The sequence below is a fragment of the Edaphobacter flagellatus genome (assembly GCF_025264665.1).
In the GTDB taxonomy this organism is placed as follows: Bacteria; Acidobacteriota; Terriglobia; order Terriglobales; family Acidobacteriaceae; genus Edaphobacter; species Edaphobacter flagellatus.
Genome location: NZ_CP073697.1, coordinates 3508716 through 3530754, shown reverse-complemented (window position 1 = coordinate 3530754; position 22039 = coordinate 3508716). Strand labels below are relative to the sequence as shown.

The 22039-nt window shown below is 58.3% G+C and carries 22 protein-coding genes; 11 read left to right on the top strand and 11 right to left on the bottom strand.

Annotation, left to right across the window (positions count from 1 at the left end; genetic code table 11):
- Positions 1 to 37 precede the first annotated feature (37 nt).
- Together KFE13_RS14720 and KFE13_RS14715 are read left to right on the top strand one after the other, a co-directional pair.
- A complete protein-coding gene (locus KFE13_RS14720; RefSeq protein WP_260703851.1) occupies positions 38 to 751 on the top strand; it encodes an iron-containing redox enzyme family protein in 714 nt (237 codons plus the stop codon).
- A complete protein-coding gene (locus KFE13_RS14715) occupies positions 744 to 3038 on the top strand; it encodes a serine/threonine-protein kinase (RefSeq protein WP_260703850.1) in 2295 nt (764 codons plus the stop codon). Before KFE13_RS14720 ends, KFE13_RS14715 begins: the two co-directional genes overlap by 8 nt.
- Before the next feature lie 23 nt (positions 3039 to 3061).
- On the opposite strand, the gene KFE13_RS14710 is transcribed toward KFE13_RS14715, so the two are convergent.
- The 4 genes from KFE13_RS14710 to KFE13_RS14695 form a co-directional block, all read right to left on the bottom strand.
- A complete protein-coding gene (locus KFE13_RS14710) occupies positions 3062 to 4219 on the bottom strand; it encodes an acyl-CoA dehydrogenase (protein WP_313900652.1) in 1158 nt (385 codons plus the stop codon).
- Positions 4220 to 4386: 167 nt separating this feature from the next.
- The gene (locus tag KFE13_RS14705) at positions 4387 to 5322 is read right to left on the bottom strand and encodes a M28 family peptidase (RefSeq protein ID WP_260703849.1); all 936 of its coding nucleotides are present in this window, start codon (positions 5320 to 5322) and stop codon (positions 4387 to 4389) included.
- Positions 5319 to 6104, bottom strand: coding sequence for a twin-arginine translocase subunit TatC (gene tatC / locus KFE13_RS14700; protein ID WP_260703848.1), 786 nt, complete (start codon positions 6102 to 6104; stop codon positions 5319 to 5321). Before tatC ends, KFE13_RS14705 begins: the two co-directional genes overlap by 4 nt.
- Positions 6097 to 6636, bottom strand: coding sequence for a Sec-independent protein translocase subunit TatA/TatB (locus KFE13_RS14695; RefSeq protein ID WP_260703847.1), 540 nt, complete (start codon positions 6634 to 6636; stop codon positions 6097 to 6099). The genes tatC and KFE13_RS14695 overlap by 8 nt, the downstream gene beginning before the upstream one ends.
- 343 nt (positions 6637 to 6979) lie before the next feature.
- Between KFE13_RS14695 and nadA the strand changes: the two genes are divergently transcribed.
- Together nadA and KFE13_RS14685 are read left to right on the top strand one after the other, a co-directional pair.
- Positions 6980 to 8122 (top strand): quinolinate synthase NadA, encoded by a 1143-nt coding sequence (nadA, locus tag KFE13_RS14690; protein ID WP_260703846.1) that lies wholly within the window; start codon positions 6980 to 6982, stop codon positions 8120 to 8122.
- A 13-nt stretch (positions 8123 to 8135) separates the two neighbouring features.
- Positions 8136 to 8573, top strand: a complete 438-nt coding sequence (locus KFE13_RS14685; protein WP_260703845.1) for a DUF2203 domain-containing protein — start codon at positions 8136 to 8138, stop codon at positions 8571 to 8573.
- Between the two features lie 3 nt (positions 8574 to 8576).
- Here the strand turns inward: KFE13_RS14685 and KFE13_RS14680 are convergent, their stop codons facing one another.
- From KFE13_RS14680 to KFE13_RS14660, 5 genes are all read right to left on the bottom strand, one after another.
- Entirely contained in the window at positions 8577 to 8957 is a 381-nt protein-coding gene (locus KFE13_RS14680) for an EVE domain-containing protein (protein ID WP_260706973.1), read from the bottom strand.
- A 53-nt stretch (positions 8958 to 9010) separates the two neighbouring features.
- On the bottom strand, positions 9011 to 9841 hold the full coding sequence (gene murI / locus KFE13_RS14675; RefSeq protein ID WP_260703844.1) for a glutamate racemase: 831 nt from the start codon (positions 9839 to 9841) through the stop codon (positions 9011 to 9013).
- Entirely contained in the window at positions 9838 to 10464 is a 627-nt protein-coding gene (locus tag KFE13_RS14670; RefSeq protein WP_260703843.1) for a GerMN domain-containing protein, read from the bottom strand. Before KFE13_RS14670 ends, murI begins: the two co-directional genes overlap by 4 nt.
- Positions 10461 to 11345 carry an N-acetylmuramoyl-L-alanine amidase family protein gene (locus tag KFE13_RS14665; RefSeq protein WP_260703842.1) on the bottom strand — a complete coding sequence of 295 codons (885 nt, stop codon included), beginning with the start codon at positions 11343 to 11345 and terminating at the stop codon, positions 10461 to 10463. Before KFE13_RS14665 ends, KFE13_RS14670 begins: the two co-directional genes overlap by 4 nt.
- A gap of 139 nt (positions 11346 to 11484) precedes the next feature.
- A complete protein-coding gene (locus KFE13_RS14660) occupies positions 11485 to 12840 on the bottom strand; it encodes a DUF1015 domain-containing protein (RefSeq protein ID WP_260703841.1) in 1356 nt (451 codons plus the stop codon).
- Positions 12841 to 13193: 353 nt separating this feature from the next.
- On the opposite strand from KFE13_RS14660, the gene KFE13_RS14655 reads away from it, so the two are divergent.
- Genes KFE13_RS14655 through KFE13_RS14640 form a run of 4 tightly spaced genes read left to right on the top strand, consistent with a single transcriptional unit; the run spans position 13194 to position 17495 of the window.
- Positions 13194 to 14282: a VWA domain-containing protein gene (locus KFE13_RS14655; RefSeq protein ID WP_260703840.1), complete on the top strand. Its 1089-nt coding sequence runs from the start codon at positions 13194 to 13196 to the stop codon at positions 14280 to 14282.
- A 46-nt stretch (positions 14283 to 14328) separates the two neighbouring features.
- A complete protein-coding gene (locus KFE13_RS14650) occupies positions 14329 to 15423 on the top strand; it encodes a VWA domain-containing protein (RefSeq protein ID WP_260703839.1) in 1095 nt (364 codons plus the stop codon).
- A gap of 3 nt (positions 15424 to 15426) precedes the next feature.
- Positions 15427 to 16341 carry a cysteine synthase A gene (cysK, locus tag KFE13_RS14645; protein ID WP_260703838.1) on the top strand — a complete coding sequence of 305 codons (915 nt, stop codon included), beginning with the start codon at positions 15427 to 15429 and terminating at the stop codon, positions 16339 to 16341.
- Positions 16338 to 17495 carry a trans-sulfuration enzyme family protein gene (locus KFE13_RS14640; protein ID WP_260703837.1) on the top strand — a complete coding sequence of 386 codons (1158 nt, stop codon included), beginning with the start codon at positions 16338 to 16340 and terminating at the stop codon, positions 17493 to 17495. Before cysK ends, KFE13_RS14640 begins: the two co-directional genes overlap by 4 nt.
- Before the next feature lie 211 nt (positions 17496 to 17706).
- Here the strand turns inward: KFE13_RS14640 and KFE13_RS14635 are convergent, their stop codons facing one another.
- Positions 17707 to 18222, bottom strand: a complete 516-nt coding sequence (locus KFE13_RS14635; protein WP_260703836.1) for a DUF3761 domain-containing protein — start codon at positions 18220 to 18222, stop codon at positions 17707 to 17709.
- A gap of 259 nt (positions 18223 to 18481) precedes the next feature.
- Here KFE13_RS14635 and KFE13_RS14630 point away from each other — a divergent pair, with 259 nt between their 5' ends.
- The 3 genes from KFE13_RS14630 (at position 18482) to KFE13_RS14620 (ending at position 20402) form a co-directional block, all read left to right on the top strand.
- On the top strand, positions 18482 to 18685 hold the full coding sequence (locus KFE13_RS14630; protein ID WP_260703835.1) for a hypothetical protein: 204 nt from the start codon (positions 18482 to 18484) through the stop codon (positions 18683 to 18685).
- 204 nt (positions 18686 to 18889) lie between these two features.
- Positions 18890 to 19825: a TerC/Alx family metal homeostasis membrane protein gene (locus KFE13_RS14625; protein WP_260703834.1), complete on the top strand. Its 936-nt coding sequence runs from the start codon at positions 18890 to 18892 to the stop codon at positions 19823 to 19825.
- A gap of 85 nt (positions 19826 to 19910) precedes the next feature.
- On the top strand, positions 19911 to 20402 hold the full coding sequence (locus KFE13_RS14620; protein ID WP_260703833.1) for a PepSY domain-containing protein: 492 nt from the start codon (positions 19911 to 19913) through the stop codon (positions 20400 to 20402).
- Here the strand turns inward: KFE13_RS14620 and nadB are convergent.
- Positions 20399 to 22009 carry an L-aspartate oxidase gene (gene nadB / locus KFE13_RS14615; RefSeq protein ID WP_260703832.1) on the bottom strand — a complete coding sequence of 537 codons (1611 nt, stop codon included), beginning with the start codon at positions 22007 to 22009 and terminating at the stop codon, positions 20399 to 20401. The genes KFE13_RS14620 and nadB overlap by 4 nt on opposite strands.
- Between the last annotated feature and the right edge of the window lie 30 nt (positions 22010 to 22039).

Genomic DNA, 22039 nt, shown 5'->3' with positions numbered 1-22039 from the left:
GAGCCGGCAGGATGCCCTCCCCCTACGTGTTGCGTACATGATGCCCACCTCAAACAGCGAACTTCTCTGGAGCAAAATCCGTCTGGCAGAGCCCAGACTCAACGCTGCGAGCAATAGGTTCTGGACACATCCAGACCTGGCGGAGCTTGTGCCTCCTTTTCTGGTGCAACTCCATCGAGTGATGCAGGGTGGAATTACGCTGATGCGCGTAGCGCGTGATCGCGCAGCCTCTCTTGATGACGATGCCGTTGCAGCGGTCCTGGTTCCCTACCTCGAAGAACACATCATCGAAGAACAAGACCATGACGCATGGTTGCTGGATGACATTGGAACGCTCGGAATATCACCGCGAGACGTTGCCATCGCGATGCCCCTTGATTCCGTCGTCTCTCTGCTGGGAGCCCAGTATTTCTGGGCATTGAATATGCATCCTGTCGCTGTTTTCGGCTACCTGATTGTGCTGGAGGGCAAGCCGCCCATCGCCTCGCAGCTTAAAGCTATCCAACGACGCACCGGCCTTCCGGCAACCGCATTTCGATGCCTGATGGAGCACGCCGATAATGATCCGCATCATATTGCGGAACTCAACGAAACGCTCGACAAGATGCTCCTCACGGCCGAACATCAGGAGTATGTTGCATTAAGCGCATTCCACACGATCGATGCAGTCGCATCCGTCTTCGAAGAGTTGATGGAAGCGCACACGGCTTCGAAGAGTACACTCGAAGCACTCTCTCCGGTTTATGGTTGAAGGCCAGATCATCTCGCACTACAGAGTCCTCGAACAGCTTGGTGTCGGGGCGATGGGTGTTGTATGCAAAGCAGAAGATATGTTGCTGCATCGCACCGTCGCTCTCAAGAGCCTCTCTTCCTCTGTTCTTGCCGACGACACGCAGAAGCATAGCCTGCTCGAAGAGGCCCGCGCCGCCTCAGTTCTCGATCATCCAAACATCTGCCGTATCCATCACATTGAGGAACTGCCGGACGGCCAGATCATTCTCGTCATGGGGTACTACGAAGGGGAGACGCTCGCGAATCAAATCCGCCGCGGTCCACTGGAAGCAGTCTCTGCGTCTATTATCGCAACGCAGATTCTTTCTGGATTGCAGCATGCGCACAGCAAGGGCATTATTCATCGTGATATCAAGCCATCGAATCTGATCATCTCCCCCAGCGGCGAGGTAAAGATCGTCGATTTTGGCTTGGCCAGACGCCCGAATATTCAGCGCTCTCTTACAGAGACCGGCATCATTGTCGGAACAATCAACTACATGGCTCCAGAGCAGGTGCTTTCGAAGACGATCGATCAACGCACCGATCTGTGGGCAACCGGGGTCTGCCTCTACGAGATGCTTACCGGGAAGCTTCCCTTCCCCGGCGATAATCCATACACCGTCTTTGAAGGCATCCTTCGGACGACACCCCATCCTATAAGTAACTTCCGCTCCGATCTTCCGGGTAGTCTGCGGCAAGCAGTCGACAGGGCACTCATGAAGTCTCCTGAGGATCGCTTCCAGGACGCCGCTGAGTTTATTGCAGCACTCGGCACACTCACCTCATCGGGATCGCACTATACCGTGACGCTACCTACGCTGATGGTGGACTACAGCGGAAGTGCTGATACACCTTCTGTCGTCGTGCTTCCCTTCACCATCATGGGTGACGAAAAAGACGCCGATTATTTTTGCGATGGCCTTACAGACGAGATCATCACAGATCTCTCCAGTGTTCACTCACTGAGGATCATCTGCCGTGCGTCTGCCATGCAGCTCAAAGGAACGCGAGAACCTCTGCAGAAGATTGCCAATGACCTGAATGTTCGTTACGTGCTCGAAGGCTCGGTGCGATTAGGACAGAATTCTGGCAATGGCGATACGAAGATACGTGTGACGGCCCAACTGGTCGATCCGCTGAATCAATCTCTTCTTTGGGCTGAAAAGTTCACCGGCACGATGGACGATGTCTTTACGATCCAGGAAAATATCTCTCGCCAGATCGTCTCTTCGCTCAAGATCAAGCTCACTCCCGCCGAGGACAAACATATGCTTGCAAGACCGCTCCCAGACGTCGAAGCATACCGTTATTACCTGATGGCGAAGCACGAGATCCTCAACTACTCCGCCGACGCGTTGACCCGCGCTCTTGAGTATCTCGAAACCGGCGAAGCGATTGTCGGCAAGAATGCGCTTCTTCTTGCAGCCAAGGGGCAAGTCTACTGGCAATACATCAACGCGGGCATCTCATCGGATGTATCCTATCTTGCCAAAGCACGAGAATGCGCCAATGAAGCCCTTGAGCTTGATCCTGAATCGGCACATGCCTACCGTCTTCTTGGCCTGATCAGCGTTCAGGAAGGCGACAGCCAGCTTGCAGTGCGTTTGCTGAAGCGGGCTATCGCAGCCAACCCGAATGACTCCGACACATTGAGCTGGTACTCCGCTGTCTGCGGACTCAGCGGTAAGGCTCATGCTGCCATGCCTCTGGCAAGACGTATCCTTGAGATAGACCCGCTCACGCCAGTCTATCGCTTTATCCCCGGCCTGCTCTCGCTCATGGGGGGAGAGTTTGCGGACGCTCTTCCATCCTTTGACGACGCTATCCGGCTGGATTCCTCCAACGCCATGCTTCTCTGGTGCCGCGGACAGATCCTCGCTCTGCTGCGGCGTGATGAGGATGCAATCGCACAATTCCGCGCCATCGACGAGATGCACCCCGGCCACTTCTTCTCGCAGTTGGGCATTGTCATGCAGGCTGCGCTCACTGGAGACCGGGATAGCCTTGATCGCTCTTTGACGCAGGAGCTAAGCCAGATCGCGGAATGCGACCCACACTACTCCTGGAATATTGCTCAGTGCTATGCCATCCTTGGCGACGAGCAACACGCTGTCGAATGGCTTGAAAAAGCTCGCCTGAAGGGTTTTATCAACTACCCGATGATTAGCCGCTGGGACCCTCTGCTGGCGTCCATCCGCAAGTCCGCCGGATTTGACGACCTTATCGATCGCGTTCGTGAGCAGTGGGAGAACTTCGAAGTTTAGTCGTGTCGAAGTAGTCCTTTCTTTCAGCCGCGGCTAGGAGCTTTCCCAAGCAGCTCGCGAGCGATGACCATACGCTGAATTTCGCTGGTTCCCTCGCCGATGGGACAGAGACGGACGTCACGATAAAACTTCTCAGCCGGGTAGTCCTTAATAAAGCCATAGCCACCGTGAATCTGCACACCTTCATCGCAGATGCGGCATGCAGCTTCGCTCGCGTAGAGCTTGGCCATTGCCGACTCCAGAGTCACTTTCTGGCCTTTGTCCTTCATATGCGCCGCACGCATGGTCAGCAACCACGCTGCGTCGAGTTCGGTTGCCATGTCGGCCAGCTTGAACTGGATAGCCTGAAACTCGCTGATGGCCTTGCCGAACTGTTTACGCTCCTGCGCATACTTCATGGCAGAGTCCAGCGCACCGCGGCCCATGCCGAGGCTCAACGCAGCAATCGAGATGCGCCCACCATCAAGCACGCGCATGGCATCTTTAAACCCATCTCCCGGCTTGCCGATCTGGTTCTCTTCCGGCACTTCGCAGTTTTCGAAGATCAATTCTGCTGTATCGCTGGCACGCAGGCCGAGCTTGTTCTCTTTCTTACCGGAACGAAAACCCGGCGTACCGCGTTCGACGACGAAAGCCGAGATCCCGCCGCGGGTTCCCTTCTCCTTGTCGGTCACAGCAAGAACAACAGCGCAGTTGGCGTAGCTTCCATTGGTGATAAACGTTTTCGAGCCATTGATCACCCACTTGTCACCACGCTTGACCGCAGTGGTTCTTGCGCCTCCGGCATCAGAGCCTGAGCCGGGTTCGGTGAGTCCCCACGCGCCAAGCCACTGGCCACTGGCAAGCTTAGGAATCCACCGACTGCGCTGCTCGTCATTGCCTGCAAGCATGATGTGGTTTGTGCAGAGAGAGTTGTGTGCCGCGACGATAATACCCACACTTCCGTCCACACGCGACAGCTCTTCGATAGCAAGCACATATTCGACGTAGCCCATACCGGCGCCACCGAGCTCTTCAGGAAATATCACGCCAAGCAAGCCCATCTCGCCCAGCTTTTTGACGACTGCATGCGGGAACTCGCTCTTCTCGTCCCACTCTGAAACATGCGGTGCCACTTCACGCTCAGCGAAGGCACGAACCTCTTTTTGCAGCTGCTCCTGCTCTGCGGTCAACCCAAACATCAGCGTCTCCTTCTGCACCTACCATAAATGAGACTTATAACGCTATCACATTTACGCATACTCTGGCATAGTGCGAATTCGCAGAAAAGGCAGCCGAAGGACGAAATAGAAACACTGCCCCTTCGCTTCGCTTGGGAGCGCCGTCATATCCTCGTTTTTAGAGTTGCTTAGCCGTGCTGGTCAATCAGGTGAAGCAGTTCGATGACCATGTCACCCACGACTTGCAGCGAGTGCGCGCTGATCTTGTCGAGTGTGTCGAGCGGAGTATGGTGGTAGCCCTCGGGATACTGGCTCGACGGTGTGCCGTACTCAATGTCGATGATGTCGAGCACTGGAACTCCGCGCTGCCGGAACGGAAGATGGTCGTCCTGCAACGCGTTCTGGTTCTTGAAGACGTAGCTGGAGTGGCCGGTATTCTTCGCCGCGGTCGCCAGCAGATCGAGCAGCCAACCAGTGGAGTTGGCGTCGCGATCGATGTTCAGGTCCTTGTCGCCGATCATGTCGAGGACGATGAAGGCTTTGATCTTCTTGAGAGTATTGTCCTGCGACCATTTCGCGGCCAGGTGGCGCGTACCGTAGAGCGAATCGCGGTCGCTCCAGGACTGGATGGCCTCTTCGCCGTCATCGAACACGAGCCATACGCTATAGCCTTCAGGCGGATGCGCGCGCAGATAGTTGCCCAGCTCGACAAGGAAGGCTGAAGTGCATGCACCGTCGTTGGCTCCGACAAAACCAGTATCGCGCAGCGGATAGTTCGTCTCGTAGTGACTGGCGAGAACGATTACGCCATCCTTCTTGCCTGGATAGCGCACGATGAAGTTTTTCATCGCCAGTTGTCCAGCAGGAGTAGAGGCAGTGAAGGTGTCCGTCTCGAAGTTGCCTTTTGCGGCTTCGGCGGCAAAGTGTGACTTGATAAAAGCCTCTGCCTTAACGTGGTCGGGCGAGCCAATCCAGCGATGAGGTGCAGCGGCGAGGAACTCTTTCGTCAGATCATAGGCAGCCTGACCGCTGAACTTCCCTGCCCCGCGCAATACGGTTTTTTGCGCGGTAACCGTGAGTGAAACCGCAAGAATGTATATGAAGAGGAGGAGGAGGCGCTTCATGCGACGTTGGCTTCTTTCGGCTTACGACGGTTTGGATGGACGAAGAAGGCAACCCCAACACCGAGGAAATACAACGCAAGCATAGGCAATGCGAAAAGGCACATCGCCGTAGGCTCAGGTGAAGGGCAGATGACTGCGGCGATAACGAAGATGATCAGCACGGCATAGCGGAAATGCTTGAGAAGAAACTTTGCATCAACCAGGCCAAAGAGTGAAAGAAAAAAGATGAGAATCGGCAGCTCAAAGCAGATACCGAGGCCGAGGATGACTGCCATGAAAAAGCCGGTGTAATCCTCAATGGTGAGGATAGGATGAAATCGTTTGCCGAACTCGAGGACAAGCACCTTGATCGCGCCAGGAAGCACCCAGCGGTATCCAAACCACGCGCCGGCAAAAAAGAGGCCTATCGTCGCCCCCATGAAAGGGACTACATAGCGCTTTTCGTTGGCATACATTCCGGGCGAAATGAAAAGCCATATCTGGTACAGAATGAACGGTGACGCAAGAATCGCACCCGCCACTAGCGATGTTTTGAGATACAGGTTGAGGCCATCTGTAGGATGTGTGAAGTTCAGATCAATATGAAGCTGGTCAAGCGGAGCTTGTACAAAGCCATAGAGCCGTTCATGAAAGATGTAGGCAACGACAAAGCCTATCAGCAGATAGACAACGGAGTGGATGAGCCGCGTGCGCAGCTCCGTAAGATGCTCCATCAGGCTCATGCCTGGCAGCTCGGCGCGGTCCGTAACAGCGGCGCGAGCGCGGTCGACCAGATCAGCCATGAACTTGGGCCTCGCTTACAGTGTGGTCTGCGGTGTGATCGGGAGCATCCGGCGTGTGGCCTTCAGAGCGGTCGGTCACGATGTGGTTCTGGGATAGCTCAGGGTCCTCAACATGAGGAACCGAGTCAAAGGCATGCGACACCGATGTCGAGCTGGCTACAGGAAGCCCGGTGGACGGCGGCATCAGATTCAGTTCGCCCGAAGTGGCTATGGGGAGAGGTTCTTGAGAAGTACCTTCTGCCGGTGTCTCCGTTGAAACGTTCTCGGCCGGAGCAGCGATAGTATTTTCGGAGTTGGACTCCAGCGCCGGCGCAGCAGGCGCGGCGGCTTCCATCGCGGCGATCTTCTTTTGCTGCTCCTGTTGCTCGGAGACGCGCAGTTCTTCTTCCATCTGCATACGGAACTCGTTGGAAGCACGGCGGAACTCACCCATCAATTTGCCCAACTGGCGCGCAAGTTCGGGCAACTTCTTCGGACCGAAGAGGATGAGGGCGAGGATAAATAGAAAGGCGCTATCGCCGAGGCTCGGCATACTTGGATTCCATGATACGGCCTCGGGCGAGGTGCAAACAACGTCCACCCCCCCGCCTTTACACTGTTGTAAGATGAATGGTGTACGGCGTAGCGGGAAAAGATGCTTCTTTTCCCTTGCCTATGCGTCCAATGATGTAAAGCGGCGACGGCCGCTGGCAGGTGCAGTAAGCGGTAAGAAACAGGTTGCAACATCCCCGTGGGCTGGGTAATGGCTGCAAAGCCGGTACAGCGAGTCCACTGCAACCATGCAGTGCATGCTTTCAACATCCCCGTCTCAGAGGCAAATGACGGAGCCAGTCGATCGGCCCCCGACGCTTCGGTGAGACTGAAGGCGGAGTAACTTGAGCGTTTTACTGGAAGAGGTCGCGGCACAGCCCGCGGCATTGGCAGCTACAGAGTCCTGTTCCCTCGATCACTATCTCTCGCAGCCGGACCACACGATGGACGCCCGCATTGCGGCAGCGCGCGCCACACTGGGAACCGACGTCGTCCTGCTGGGGCACCACTACCAGCGCGACGAGGTGATCCGGTTTGCCGACTACACCGGCGACAGCTACAAATTGTCGAAAGTCGCCTCGCAGACAGATGCGAAGTACATGATCTTCTGCGGTGTGCACTTCATGGCGGAAACAGCCGACGTGCTGGCGAAGCCATTCCAGCAGGTGATCCTGCCCGATCTCAACGCCGGTTGTTCGATGGCTGACATGGCCGAGATCGGCCAGGTCGAGGACTGCTGGGACTCGCTGGAGCGTGCCGGGCTCACCGAAGATATCCTGCCGCTGACTTACATGAACTCTGCTGCAGCCATCAAGGCTTTCTGTGGCGAGCGCGGCGGCCTGGTCTGCACCTCGTCGAACGCACGTGGCGCGTTTGAGTGGGCCTTTGCGCGGAAGTCGAAGATCCTCTTCCTGCCTGACCAGCACCTTGGCCGCAACACGGCCTTCGCGATGGGCATTCCCCTGAGCGAGATGGTCGTATGGGACCCCTACCAGATCAACGGCGGCGTAATGCCTGATCGGCTCAAAGCCGCGAAGGTCATCCTGTGGAAGGGACACTGCTCGGTGCATCAACGCTTTCTGCCGGAGCATGTCGATCGTATTCGTGCGACTTACCCCGACATGCAGGTCATCGTGCATCCCGAATGCCGCTGGGAGGTTTGCCAGAAAGCCGACGCTATCGGATCAACGGAACGCATCATCGATGTGATTGAGAAGGCTCCCGAAGGCGCGAGCTTTGCCGTCGGCACGGAGATCCACCTCGTCAATCGCATGGCGAAGCGATTCGCTCCGCTGGGTAAGAAAATCATCACACTCGATGACTCCGGTTGCCTGTGCACGACGATGTACCGTATCTCACCGCAGCATCTAGCCTGGTCGCTGGAGAATCTGGTACAGGGCAACGTCGTCAATCGCATAAAGGTAGACGATGACGTAAAGCACTGGGCCAAGGTCGCTCTCGACCGCATGCTTGAGGTCAAAGCTTGAAGGAGACAGGGGCGTGAGCAGGACCTTCACTCTCGACGAGGCCCAGTCTCTGTTACCGGTGCTGGAAAGTTTGCTGCTGCGAGCGCAGAAGCAGGGGCGCATCTGTGCCGAGATCGAAGTCGAGCTCGAGCAGGTGCGTCAGCAGATCGCGCTCGCAGGCGGCATGCACCTGGATGTTGCCAGAGTTGCTCGCCGTCGGGCCGAGCGAGATAAGGCACTCCAGGATACGAAAGATGCACTGGCCGAGATCGAAGCTATCGGCGTTCAGGTCAAGGACCTCGAACAGGGTCTTCTGGATTTCCCCTGCATCATCGATGGTAAAACGGTGTTGCTCTGCTGGAAACAAGGCGAGAAAGAGATCGCCTTCTGGCACAGCATCGAAGAGGGCTTTGCTGGACGCAAGCCGATTGACGCACGCTTCAGCAAACCGCAACGTGATCGCCCGAACTAATCGCTAGGGCGCAATCAGCCAGTCGTACTGCTCCTCTGTGAGCGGCACAACCGAGAGCCGGAACTGGCGAAACATGATGGAGCCCTTGAAGACCGCGGCATCGCGGATCTCAGCCAGAGGCTTTTCGCGTTTCAATTTCTTGACCGGCGCAATCCGCACAATGGGGTTCTTCGGATCAGTGGGATCGACGGAGACAACCTTCGCCGTACCGATAGCAGCCTTGCCGATGTTCGAGTGATAGATGACGAGCTTCTCGCCCTTCTTCATGTTGCGAAGGCTCATCAATGCCTGCGGGTTCGAGATCCCGTCCCACACGGTCTCGCCATCGCGCAGCAAATCGTCGTAAGAGTACTTGTTCGGTTCTGTCTTGAGCAGGAAAGGCATGGGGACAGAGTACAAGCTGCAGGTTGCTGTTGTCAGCCAGCGATCCTAAACGGCTAGCCCCCGAGATCGAGCAGATGAACCTGATGGAGTGGGCGTCCCAGAAAGACCGAGCCAAGTCGCTGAAACTTATCCACCGAATCGGTGGCATAGAACTGGCATTCTGGCGACACGTCTGGAGCTGCAGTCGCTCTTGGCAGCAATGCGGCTACGGCCCCGGCAGTAGCCTCGGCTGAGTCGATGATGCGCATGGGATGGTGAAGATTGCGGAGTGTCGCCTCAATCAGCGGCTTCAAAAGCGGATAGTGCGTGCAGCCCAGCAGCAGGATCGAAGCGTCCGGAGCCTGTGCGAGCGCTTCGAGAAGGTAGATATGCAAGACCTCGAGTGTGACTGCAGCCTGTGCAGGCTCTGCTAACCAGCCCTCTTCAACCAACGGGACAAGAAGCGGGCATGCCTTCTCCGTCGCCCTCAGCCCCAGTGCGTGGAGGGCACGCGTGTAAGCCCCCGACTGCGTGGTAGCCGCAGTTGCAAGAACAAGGACATGGGGCTTTGATCCCTGCGAGGTATGGAGCGCTGCTTCAGCGCCTGGCTCGATGACACCAACGACGGGGATCGGCATATCGGCTTTGATATCGTCGAGCGCGAGAGCCGAAGCGGTATTGCAGGCAATCACCAGCAGGTCTGCTCCCTTCTCTGCGAGAAAGTGCGCGCTCGAAAGCGCGTATCGCGCAATGGTCTCGCGCGACTTGGAGCCGTACGGAAGGCGCGCCGTATCGCCCACATAAACATAGTTGGCCGACGGCACCAGCGAAAGCAGCGAGCGAAGGACAGTCAAGCCACCGAAGCCAGAGTCAAAGACGCCTATGGTTGGAATGTTGCGGTTCATTCAGTTGCAGCCTCGCTTGGCGCCGTAGGACGCATCGTTGTATCGACGGCTGGATAAGAGCGCTCCAGATCAGCATGGCCGGCAAGCGTATCCACCTGCTGGCCGTCCACCAGGAAGCGAACCTCTGCGACCTGAGGGAGGGCCGCATGAAGCGTGCCAATGATGGACTCGATGGTTAGCTCCTCGACCAGCACGCCAGAGGGATGGTTGGCCACGAACGAGCCGTGCAGGTTAATGACTGCAACCTGTCCCTTCCCTTTTGATGCGGGGGCCGCAAACAAAAAGACATCGTCGATCGAAGAACCGCTCGGGATGGGATGAGGAGACTTCGGCATCGCATACTGCGCCAGCAGATATTCCAGCAGAACGCGAGCGCGTTGCGACGGCTCCTGCGGCAATGCAGTCTTTGCGCTTGTGGCCACAATGGTCGCATCATCGTCGTTCGCTATATAGAGCGTGACGTCTTCGGTTGAAGTTGAAGTTGGGGCGGCGATCGGCGTCTCGTTGTTCAGCGCAGTCAGTCGCTTGTGGGCCTGCTGGCACCCTCGCAGGAGAAAAGCAAACATCAACAGGCACGCGCTCGCGAGGCTCCAGAACAGAATACGTTGGTAACGCGGGATCATCGCGACGCTCCCGAAGCAGCAGGTTTCGCCGGTTGGACTGAGGGCTTGGCAGCCGCAGGATTCGTCGCTGGCTTTGCCGCAGGTGCGGGCGGAACAGCACGAGGCAGAGGCGGTGGTGCTGCCGGGGGCACCGACGACGGAGCAGGTGCATTGTGCGTGCGGAAGCTGGCCAGGCCAAGCGCAATAGCCTCTGCGACACGCTGCTGATAGGCCGCGTCCGTCACGGGCGTGCGGCTTCCTCCCTGCGGAGCGAGTGGGGCGATCTCGATCAGGACTGCAGGACAAATCAGATTGTCGATGGGAGGCACCGAGGCGCGGAGCAGGTTGACGCTCAGGTGTGCATTCGTCAGCGCCAGGCCAACCTCATTCGCAAGTTTGAGACTGAGAGGAATCGTTGCGCTCTGCGCCTCATTCCAGCGCAAGGCGCGTGATGACTCCGCAGCGGGCTCAAGCGCAGAAGAGACGATATGAACACCTGAGCCTGTCGACGTCGCATGAAGGACCAGACAGACAAGTGGACGATCATGATTGGCCACTCCGGCGCGTTGATCGGTGGAGAGCAGATCGGACGGGTCCGAATCGCGCGTACTGGTAACGGTAAAACCCTGACCCTGAAGCGCAGGACGAAGGCGTTGCGCGAAGGTAAGCGTTACGCTCTTCTCGACTGCATTGTCGGCTAAGCGCGCACCAGCATCCGGACCACCGTGAGCGGGATCGACGACAATAAGGTTGCGATAGAAGCCCGGCAGCGGTTTTGGGAGGGCAGGCTGCGTGGGTTGCACCGGTGTTGCTGCGGGAGCTGGCGTTTGAGAAATACCTGCCGTTGCGCTCAGAATCAGCACGGTTGCAGCTTTGAGGATGGCAAGGTGAGTTTCAGTCACGGCTCTTGGGGAGTGCGAGTTCGATTGTAACGACGGCGCTGGAATTTTGGAGAGGTTATTGTCGAAATGGCATCTCAAATGGGTCGCACCCGGCATAAGGCAGCGTTCCAAAGCGTTATGGCCGGGTGCGATGATACGGTTAGTCGAGAGCGTAGATCGCCAAACCGCTCAGCAACTTGGGATAAAAGTCGGTCGACTTCTGCGGCATCACGTCACCGGCGAAGGAAACCTCCTTCAATTGCTCCAGCGTAATAGGCTTGATGAGGAAGGCGATGTTCGAGTCACCCTCCGTAACCATCGAAATCGCCTCCGCAGCCTCGCGGATATAGCTGACGCTACCCAGCCGGGTGATCGTCTCCTGATCGAGCCCGAGCAGCTTATCCAACACAATGCGATGGAGCTGGACGACCTCAAGATTGCGCTGACGTGCTGGGATGTCCTGAAGCGCCGCATCAATCACATCCTGCTTGGCCGTAAGCAGATAGCTGCCGTCGATGGTGACTGCGATAAAGGCTGTTTTGTCGATCCCGGCAAGGATCGAAGTGTCAGGCGAATCCAGCTCCTTGATATCGAAGTAGTAGCTGGCCTTCGTGATGAAGTCGGGCGAAGAGAAGTTTTCGATGCCATGAACGACGCGATGCGTCGGCAGAATCGTAATGCCAGGCGCATCCATGTTGACGAAGGTCATCATCATCGCCGCCTCAGCGAACGGAGGCGAAGGAAGATGGTTCGAGGGTAACTTCTCGTCCTCGTCGGCAGGCTGGTTGAGAGGCAGCTTCAGTTGAGCGGAACGTTCCTTCGCATAGGCCACCGAAGTCTCATAACGATGATGACCGTCGGCGATGATGAGCTTCTTGTCGGCCATGGCCGTTACGATCAGGTTGATCAACGTCGGATCGGTCAGCTTCCAGACCTTGTGAACAACACCATACTCGTCAGTGATAGCGAGATCGGCCGGATTGTCGTCAAAGCCATTCGGTCCCTTGGTGCCGAAGATGAGCTTCTCGGCGGTAAAGGCCGGGTCGGAGTAGAGCATGTAAATCTGCTCGCAGTAGGCACGTGTCGCTTTGAACAGGCTCATGCGATCGCTTTTGTGCTTGGGGAACGTCTGCTCGTGACGATAGACGACCTTGTCGGCATAGTCGTAAAGGTGACCCAGCGCGATAAAGCCCCGGCGCTCACGCACTTCGTCCGAATGCGGCACGGTGTAGGTCTGCGAGTAGCCGTAGAGAGCAGGCTCGGCTTCCTCGACGAGGATGTGTTCCTTGCGCCAGTCTTTCAGCGTCTCGGCGGCGCGCGTGTAGACATTGTTCTCCTCGGTATCGCCGGCCAGGTGCTTACCGAGGATGACCCGCACGAGGTTGTAAGGGCTGGCCGCGTAGTACCGGTCCTGCATGGTCGGGGTGATCTTGTCGTAGGGCTGGGTAACGACGTCTTCCATGTGGACGCGGGCAGGGTCGTAGCGAAGGGCGCGGAAGGGATAAATACGGGCCATGCTGTTCTCTCAGGTCTCCAGACGAAAAAGGGGTATGCACTCGATTGTAAGGGTTCGCAGACGTACAACCGGTTACAGGCCACGAATCCAGCCGAAGAGGCGTCTTATAGAGCAGGCTGCATCGGCTTCGATGGATCGAATGGCCTCTCTTTTTGACAAAGATGTTTGCAAAAAGATGACAATGACCACGGAAAATCCGTCTATCTTACGGCTGAAGGGGCTGGCACACCGATTTGGGTGTATAGTCTGCGGACGGAGATGGAATTCGCAACACGTCTGCTCTACCGGTAAGTGATCCGAAGGATTCACAGATACCGGCCAAATGCAGTTCAGGTCGCGGAGATGACCAGGCCATGCAGAAGACGAAGATCGTAAGCAAGTGCAGGTGGGCAACACAATTAGCCCTGTCCGTCAGGCTGGCCGTCGTATGGGTGGCGATTGCATTTGTGCTGGGTGGAGCAGCTGCCACTGCGACAGCACAGGAGAATCCTCTGGGCGAGGTGCATACCTCGACTCCCCCGCCACCGCCGAAGACTCCAGAAGAGTCCAAGCCTGTCATCGAAGGGGCAGCGAACGTTGCCAGAGAGGCAACCGCGCACCGGCGCGATTCGCGCATCCGCGTTGACGTCAATCTGGTGTTGGTGCCGGCAACCGTCACCGACCCGATGAACCGCCTGGTCACTGGGCTCGAAAAGGAGAACTTCGAGGTCTATGACAACAATATCGGCCAGGTGATCAAGAGCTTCTCCACCGAAGACGCCCCTGTGACGATCGGCATTGTCTTCGATCTCAGCGGAAGCATGAGCTCGAAGTTCATGCGGGCACGCAAGGCGCTCAGCGAGTTTCTGCGGACCTCGAATCCGGCCGATGAGTTCTTCGTTGTCGGCTTTAACGACAAACCTGCGGTGATCGTCGATTACACCTCCGAAGTGGACGATATCGAAGCCCGCATGGTGATGCTGAAGCCGGAGAATCGCACCGCCTTGATCGATGCTGTCTACCTGGCAATGAACAAGTTGCGCGACGCCAAGTACGAGCGAAAGGCGCTGCTCATCATCTCTGACGGCGGCGACAACCGCAGCCGGTATACCGAAGGCGAGTTACGCCGCGCCGTGCGTGAGAGCGATGTGCAGATCTACTCCATCGGCATCTTCGATCAATACGCGCCGACACAGGAAGAACAGATGGGCCCTGTACTGCTGACCGATATCTGCGAGATGACCGGAGGACGCCTGTTCCGCGTAAACGACATCGCCGACCTGGGCGATATAGCCACGCGCATCAGTGCCGAACTGCGCAACGAGTACGTATTGGGTTACAGGCCCTCGGAAGTGAAGAAGGACGGCAACTGGCGTAAATTGAAGATACGGCTTGTGCCGCCGCCCGGACTGCCTCCGCTGACGGTGCACAATCGCCAGGGGTACTATGCACCTTCGGAGTAGAGTTCTGTCGCTGGCAGCCGCGGCAATCTTATTGCTGGCGCTGCGTTTGGACGCAGGCACAATCGATCCGCAGACACTGCAACAGCAGCCGCAGTCTGTCCCGGCGACGCAGCCTTCGCTGACGATAGATCGCGACCCGATAGCCTCACCCGATCCCGATACTCCTGCTCCTCGCGGGGATAAGGACCAGCAGGCTCCAGCAGGCCCCGGTGTGATCGAGCGCGATCATGGCAAGTACACGCTGCGCACAGACGCCTACGAGGTACGGCTGAATGCAACGGTACTCGACCAGAACGGCAAGTCCATCCTGACACTGAATAAAGACGACTTTCACGTCTACGAGGACGGCGTTCCACAGACCATCGCCTCGTTCCGGCACGAGGATCTTCCGGTCTCGCTCGGCATCCTGATCGACAGTTCCGGCTCGATGTACGACAAGCGCGCCGCAGTCGAGCAAACGGCTTTGAATCTCGTGAAGCTCTCCAACAAGGAGGACGAGGCATTCCTCGTCGATTTCTCCTGGGAGCCTTACATCGATCAGGACTTCACCAACGACGTTGAAAAGCTGCGGCAGGGATTGAGCTACGTAAAGTCCAGCGGCGGCACGGCGATCTATGACACGCTTGTAGCTTCCGCCGATTACCTATCCAAGAACGCCAGGCATCCCAAACAAGTACTCCTGATTGTGACAGACGGCGAGGACAACGCTTCAACCGCCACGCTGGAGCAGGCGATCCGCAGGATTCAGGACCTCGATGGCCCCGTGATCTACTGCATCGGTTTGCTCTTCGGGCAGGATACGGACAAGCGCGAGGCACGTCATGCCCGCCGCGTGCTGGAGACCTTGAGCGAACAGACTGGCGGCGCAGCTTACTTCCCGCGCTCACTGAAGGAAGTCGACCCTATCGCCGCCGAGGTCGCGCAGGACATTCGCACGCAGTACACCATCGCATATCACTCAACCAAGTCGCCCACGCTCGGCGGGTATCGTCAGATTCACGTCGATGCGAAAGCAAAAAATATGGGCAAGCTCTCGGTCCGAACACGAACGGGCTATTATCCCAGGATCGCCAACGCCGCGAAGAGCAACGATGCGGCCATGACTACGCAAGGAGCAAGCCCCGCGACAACGCGGCCCTGAGGAATGCGAACAGCAGAGACAGTTCTTGATCTGGTCGGACAGACGCCCATGCTGCGTTTGAAGGCTCTTGAGCCAGCGGGCGGCGGCGAGATATGGGCAAAGCTCGAATATCTCAACCCCGGCGGAAGCGTGAAGGACCGCGCTGCACTTGGCATCGTGCTGGATGCCGAGCGGCGCGGCGTGCTGCGGCCTGGCTCGACGATCGTTGAAGCGACGGCGGGGAACACCGGCGTCGGGCTGGCGCTGATCGGCGTCAATCGCGGCTACAAAGTTGTGCTCTACGTGCCGGAGCAGTTTGCCGAGGAGAAGTGCAAACTGATGCGCGGCCTTGGCGCAACCGTAATCCGGACACCGGAAGCCGAAGGCATGTCGGGCGCAATCCGCAGAGCGCTTGAGTTCGAGCGCGAGAACGATGGCTCTTTCGCAGCACTTCAATTTGAGAATCCTGCAAATCCGGACTTCCACGAGGAGACGACCGCAGCCGAGATTTGGGACCAGATGGATGGCCGCCTCGATGCGTGGATCTCGGGAGTCGGCTCGGCTGGGACGTTCACTGGCGTGGCGCGTTTTCTGAAGAAGCGACGTGCGGAGATTCAGTGCATCGCCGTCGAGCCGCAGGGCAGCATCCTGCAGGGCGGCGATCCAGGGCCGCATAAAGTGGAAGGCATCGGCGTCTCATTTATTCCGGCGACGTTCGATGCCAGCGTCTGCGACAGGGTAATCCGCGTGATGGATCCGCCCGCGTTCGAGATGGTGAAGCGGCTGGCGGCTGAGGCGGGAGTTTTTGCCGGATCGAGCGCGGGCGCAATGGTCTGTGCTGCGGTCGAGGTCGCGGCTGATCTGGGTCCGGGAAAGCGGGTTGTGACGGTGATTCCGGATTCGGCGGAGCGTTATTTATCGAAGGGATTGTTGGGATGAAAGATTCAGCAAGAAAAAGAGGATTTGCGACGCGGGCGATTCATGATGGCCAGGCTCCCGAGGAGCTGACCGGTGCGGTGAATGTGCCGATCTTTCTGACCTCGACCTATCAGCAGGAGGAGATCGGGAAGAACAAGGGCCACGAGTATGCGCGGCTGACGAACCCGACGCGCGATGCGCTGGAAGAAAGCCTGTGCTCGCTCGAAGGCGGAACCAGCGCGCACGTCTTTGCCTCGGGCATGGCGGCGATTACGGCGATGCTGACGATGATGAAGACGGGCGACCACATCATCTGCTCCGACAACGTCTACGGTGGCACGCAGCGTGTCTTCGACAAGGTGCTGTCAAATTATGGGCTGACCTTCACGTATGTCGACTCCAGCGTGGCAGAGAACGTCGCGCGGGCGATTCGTCCGGAGACGAAGCTCGTCCACATCGAGACGCCGACGAATCCGATGATGGCAATCACGGACATTCGCGCGGTCGCGGACATCTGCCATGCAAAAGGCGTGGAGCTAAGCGTCGACAACACGTTTCTGTCGCCATATCTGCAGCAGCCGATTCCGCTGGGCGCGGACATCGTGATGCACTCGACGACGAAGTTCCTGAACGGCCACTCGGACGGGCTGGGCGGCGTGCTGGTGTGCACGAAGCCGGAGCAGGCCGAGCGGTTCCGGTTTGTGCAGAAGTGCACGGGCGGTATTCTGTCGCCGTTCGAGAGCTACCTGCTGCTGCGCGGGGTCAAGACGCTGGCGGTCCGGATGAAGCAGCACGATGCGAACGGGCAGGCGGTGGCGGAATTTCTGGCCGGGCACAAGGCGGTGGAGAAGGTCTTCTATCCGGGGCTGAAGTATCATCCGCAACACGAGCTGGCGAAACGGCAGCAGAGCGGCTTTGGATCGATGATCTCGATCGAGCTGGGCTCGTTCGAGCGGGCCAATGCGTTTGCGAAGCGGCTGAAGCTCGGTTTCCTGGCCGAGTCGCTGGGCGGCGTGGAGACGCTGATCTGTCATCCCGCGACGATGACCCATGCAGCCGTGGGGCCTGAGGGGCGGGCGAAGCTTGGAATCACGGACGGGCTGATGCGAATCTCCGTCGGCATCGAGGACGTTGAGGACATCATCGCCGACCTGGATCAGGCGCTGGCAGGGTGACCCCTCCCCATCGTTTTCGCGCAAAGTATTCAAAATATTTGACTTATTGAGACACCCCCTGCGCCGCACGTTCGCGTGCAAAAGAAAAGCCCCCGAATTGCTTCGGGGGGCTTTCTTTTCTCTTGTTCTAGTTTAACAAAAGGCAGATAACTGATCGGCAGTTGATATATCCCGTAATATCAACTACTTCGACCGAATCGAGACTTGACAGCTATTTGCTGCAAGCGTGACCGTGGTCGGCGTGGGCACCCATGGCCTTGGCATCAGCCTCGGACATGTACTTCCCTTCCTTGGTCTTGCCGTAGTACTTGGAATCGGGGCAGTGATAGACCTTGGAGGAGGTGTTGACCCAGACCATACCGGGGCCACCGCCGGGAGCCTGCGCCATGTTCGCTGTGGAGGCCTTGGCGGTTTTTGCTGCTGCGGCAGGAGCAGCAGCGGGTGCCGCAGCAGGGGCTGCCGGAGCAGCAGCGGCGGGAGCCGCCGTCTTGGCTGCGGCGGGAGCTGCAGCAGGCGCAGCCGCGGGAGCAGCTGACTTGGATGACGTGGAGGCAGCGTACCACTCTTTGACGCCCTGATGGCCACGGCATGCGCCGCTCTTGCTGGCGGAAGAGGTGTAGGTCCCGTCTTTACATTGTCCGGTGGAGCCTGCCGGAGCCTGTGCCAGAGCGGCGTGGGCCAACGACAGGGAGGCGGCAACTGCCAGAAGTCGGAGAGCTAGTTTCATTGAGTCATCCTTTCAATCTTCGCGAATAGACGCATAAATGTATTGCCTGCTACGACCAGCGTAGCGGCCATGATGGTACGCCTAACCCTGCCCTCTGTCATCGGAAAAACAATGCGATGCCCACCTAAAGTCATACCCGGAGGTGACCGATAAAGCACCCTACAGCCCGGCGGGAAAGCCCGGCAGCGTTCCCCTTTCGGGGGATAGCCCTGTGGAAGTTCCATGCCTAGGCTGTGGATAACTGGAGGCAAAGGACGTTATGCAGACATCCATGTTGGTGAGCTGGCGCAGCCGGAGCCGGGAAAGCAAACCGGAGTACTCCTGGACGCCGCGCACCGTGAGTTTCTTTGATAAGCACCCCGTAGGAGAGATCGTCCGGGGTTTGGTGTTCTCGTCGGTACTGTGGGGTCTGCTGGCGGTCGGCGTGTATGCGGTGTACTCGATGGTTCTGGGTGCGCGGTAACAGGTTTCCAGCTGCAATGGATTTCGCGAGTCGAGAGGTCACATCCGAGTCATGGTTTGTGGCTCGGCGAGCAAATGCTAGTTCCTCCCTTCGCTCGGAATGACCGCTTCCATTCAATAAGACTTCCAAAGAGCACCCCCATCCAAAGATTGGACGCCCCGCCGATACATGGCAGCCTTGTGTGCGGTGCGTTAACATCGCATAGTGCAGCCATCGACGCCGCAAAGCTATTGGATTGGGTTCCATATCTTCGTCTTCACGTTGATGGCGGCGGAACTCATCTACGTCCGCTGGCAGCGCTCGCGGCGTCCGGCTGAGGAGACCCTTCAAACCACCTCAATTGCTGCGACTGCGCTATGGGTGGGTGCTGCGCTGGTGTTTGCCCTGTTTGTGCTGCGAGCGATGGGCGGAGACGCCGCGACGCAGTACCTGGCTGGGTATGCTATTGAAGAAGCACTGTCGGTCGATAACCTCTTCGTCTTCCTGCTGCTCTTTAAGTTGTTCCGCATCGATGCGCCGCACCAGCCGAAGGTACTGTTCTGGGGTGTCGTAGGTGCGATTGTGATGCGAGGCGCCTTTATCGCCGCGGGCATCGAGCTGATGACGCGGTTTGAATGGGTGAGCTACGTCTTTGCCGTGGTGCTGTTGATCGCAGCCGTCAAGCTGGTGCTTCCTGAAGACGAGGCCAAGAAGGACGAGCTGCCGCGTTGGCTGAAGTGGATTTCAGAGCTGCATCCGGTGAGTCTGCGGCAGGACCGCTTTGTGGTGCGAGAGAACGGCAGACGGATGATGACGGTGCTGCTGCTGGCGCTGATCGCGATTGAGGTAACGGACCTGGTCTTTGCGATCGATTCGATTCCGGCGGTGCTGTCGATCACGCGACAGCCATTCCTGGCGTATACGTCGAACATCATGGCGGTAATGGGGCTACGGTCGCTGTATTTCCTGCTGGCGCATCTGCTGACGCGGTTGAAGTACCTGCATTATGGATTGGCAGCGGTATTGGGATTCGCGGCGGTGAAGATGCTGGCAGCGCACTTTTACACGATTGCTCCGATGACTTCATTGGCGGTGATTGTGACGATGTTGGGCATTACTGTGGCCTTGTCTTTACTGCGGCAGCCTGCGACGAAAGGCTAGTTCTGACCAAGTTGTGAATATGTGTTGAATTGTGCCTGTCTTAAGGAAGGACTCAGGCGCGCTTTATAGAAAATTACAAGCACACATGACACGATCTTCTTCTCACGCAACACTGAAAGCGCTGCGATTGCTGCATCTTTACATCGGTGTATTCACTGCGCCGGCACTGCTTTTCTTTGCCTTCACGGGAGCTCTGCAGACGTTCAGCTTGCATGAGACGACACGCGGCAGCTCGTATCAACCGCCGGAATGGGCTATGGTTTTGGCGCAGATTCACAAGAAGCAGACACCCGTAGTGGTCAAGAAGCCGTCTGCTCCAAAGGCCGATGTGAAGAAGTCCGAGGGCCCGGCTGCGCAGGGCGGCGAGCAACAGCACGAGCGAGAGGCACCGCGTCCTGCAGGGCGTCAACACCATCCACTTCCATTGAAGATTTTCTTCCTGATCGTGTCGATTGGATTGGCGCTCTCGACTGGAACAGGAATCTACATGGCCTACAAGTACGCCCGCAATAGAAGTCTCATCACTGCGCTGCTGGTGCTTGGGGCCATCCTTCCGCTGGTGCTGGTGCTGATCTAGGCAAAGCTGGGTTCGAGTGACTCCGTGAAGATGAGCTGGCCGTTGCGCATGATGGAGTGACGCGCGACGGTGTCGTGCTGCGGGTAGTCGTTGCGGTAGTGCGCGCCGCGGCTCTCGTGCCGCGCGAGTGCGCTGGCAGTGATGATGGACGCGATGGTGTGCAGGTTGCGGGCTTCGATGGCGCGACGAGTGAGTCCCTGGGGCATTGTGGCGGCGAGCGCATGGAGAGTGCGTTGCATGGTTTCGAGCCCGTTGGCGTCGCGGAGCAGGCCCGCATATTTCCACATGTTGGAGCGGAGATCTTCGATCCAGCGCTCGGTGTTGGCGTCGGAGGTCGCGCCTTCGGATACGGGTATGGACGTCGTGGCCGTGCGCTCGATGGAGGGGAGACGAGAGGAGTCGGCGATCATCGCATCGGCTGCGAGCGCCCCGAAGACGAGGCCTTCGAGCAGCGAGTTGGAGGCGAGGCGATTGGCTCCGTGGACGCCGGTGCAGGCGGCCTCGCCTGCGGCGTAGAGGCCGGGGAGCGTGGTGCGTCCGTGGACGTCGGTGAGGATGCCTCCCATGAGGTAGTGCGCGGCGGGGCGGACGGGGATGAGGTCGCGGTTGAGCTCGAGCCGATATTTGGCGAGGAACTGCGAGATGCCAGGGAAGCGCGCGTGAAGGTCCTTCTTGACGTGGCGCATGTCGAGGTAGACGGGGCCGTCCATGCTTTCGTGCGTGATCGCGCGGGCGACGACGTCGCGCGGTGCGAGCTCGAGGAGAGGGTGGTAGCGCTGCATGAAGCGCTCGCCGTGTGCGTTGACCAGGTACGCTCCTTCGCCGCGAAGGGCTTCGCTCATCAGAAAGCGGGGTGCCTGGGGCTGCGAGAAGGCGGTGGGGTGGAACTGGTAGAACTCCATATCGGAGATGGCAGCACCGGCTCGGTAGGCCATGGCGATGCCGTCTCCGGTGGCGACGGCCGGATTGGTGGTGTCGGAGTAGACCTGGCCTGCGCCTCCGCTGGCAAGCAGGGTGGCGCGGGCGCGCACAGCGAGGATGCCGCCTTCGCCGTCGAGTAATGTTGCTCCGGTGACGCGGCCTGCTTCGACGATGAGGTCGATGCCGGTGGTCCACTCCATCAGGCGGATGGATGGAATCTCGCGGACGTGGCGCAGGAGGGAGACGGCGATCTCGCGTCCGGTGGCGTCGCCGTTGGCGTGAAGAATGCGTGAGCGCGAATGCGCGCCTTCGCGGGTGCGCATAAGCTGGCCATCCTCGCGGTCAAAGGCTGTGCCCCAGTCGAGGAGCTCCTGCACGCGCTGCGGGCCTTGTTCGACGAGAACGCGGGCGGCTTCGGGATTGACCAGGCCATCGCCTGCGGCCAGCGTGTCTTCGTAGTGGAGGCTTACGTCTTCGTCGCCACCCATGGCGACGGCGATGCCTCCCTGGGCGTAGGCGGTGTTGGATTCAGCCAGGTTTTCTTTGGTGACGACGAGCACGGAGCCGGTGCGGGCGAGACGGATGGCAGCACTAAGGCCGGCGATTCCGGCACCGATGACGAGAAAATCTACCTGCTGGGCATGAAGATCACTGACGTGGTGATCGCTGGCGGGGTCTATCGACACGGACGTTCCTCTCCCTTAAGGATACTCGTT

Excerpts from the sequence above, each read along its gene's own strand:
- KFE13_RS14720 (WP_260703851.1), top strand. The coding sequence starts at position 38 with ATGATGCCCACCTCAAACAGCGAACTTCTCTGGAGCAAAATCCGTCTG.
- KFE13_RS14715 (WP_260703850.1), top strand. The coding sequence starts at position 744 with ATGGTTGAAGGCCAGATCATCTCGCACTACAGAGTCCTCGAACAGCTT.
- KFE13_RS14710 (WP_313900652.1), bottom strand. The coding sequence starts at position 4,219 with ATGTTTGGGTTGACCGCAGAGCAGGAGCAGCTGCAAAAAGAGGTTCGT.
- KFE13_RS14705 (WP_260703849.1), bottom strand. The coding sequence starts at position 5,322 with ATGAAGCGCCTCCTCCTCCTCTTCATATACATTCTTGCGGTTTCACTC.
- tatC (WP_260703848.1), bottom strand. The coding sequence starts at position 6,104 with ATGGCTGATCTGGTCGACCGCGCTCGCGCCGCTGTTACGGACCGCGCC.
- KFE13_RS14695 (WP_260703847.1), bottom strand. The coding sequence starts at position 6,636 with ATGCCGAGCCTCGGCGATAGCGCCTTTCTATTTATCCTCGCCCTCATC.
- KFE13_RS14680 (WP_260706973.1), bottom strand. The coding sequence starts at position 8,957 with ATGCCTTTCCTGCTCAAGACAGAACCGAACAAGTACTCTTACGACGAT.
- murI (WP_260703844.1), bottom strand. The coding sequence starts at position 9,841 with ATGAACCGCAACATTCCAACCATAGGCGTCTTTGACTCTGGCTTCGGT.
- KFE13_RS14670 (WP_260703843.1), bottom strand. The coding sequence starts at position 10,464 with ATGATCCCGCGTTACCAACGTATTCTGTTCTGGAGCCTCGCGAGCGCG.
- KFE13_RS14660 (WP_260703841.1), bottom strand. The coding sequence starts at position 12,840 with ATGGCCCGTATTTATCCCTTCCGCGCCCTTCGCTACGACCCTGCCCGC.
- KFE13_RS14655 (WP_260703840.1), top strand. The coding sequence starts at position 13,194 with ATGCAGAAGACGAAGATCGTAAGCAAGTGCAGGTGGGCAACACAATTA.
- cysK (WP_260703838.1), top strand. The coding sequence starts at position 15,427 with ATGCGAACAGCAGAGACAGTTCTTGATCTGGTCGGACAGACGCCCATG.
- KFE13_RS14640 (WP_260703837.1), top strand. The coding sequence starts at position 16,338 with ATGAAAGATTCAGCAAGAAAAAGAGGATTTGCGACGCGGGCGATTCAT.
- KFE13_RS14635 (WP_260703836.1), bottom strand. The coding sequence starts at position 18,222 with ATGAAACTAGCTCTCCGACTTCTGGCAGTTGCCGCCTCCCTGTCGTTG.
- KFE13_RS14630 (WP_260703835.1), top strand. The coding sequence starts at position 18,482 with ATGCAGACATCCATGTTGGTGAGCTGGCGCAGCCGGAGCCGGGAAAGC.
- KFE13_RS14620 (WP_260703833.1), top strand. The coding sequence starts at position 19,911 with ATGACACGATCTTCTTCTCACGCAACACTGAAAGCGCTGCGATTGCTG.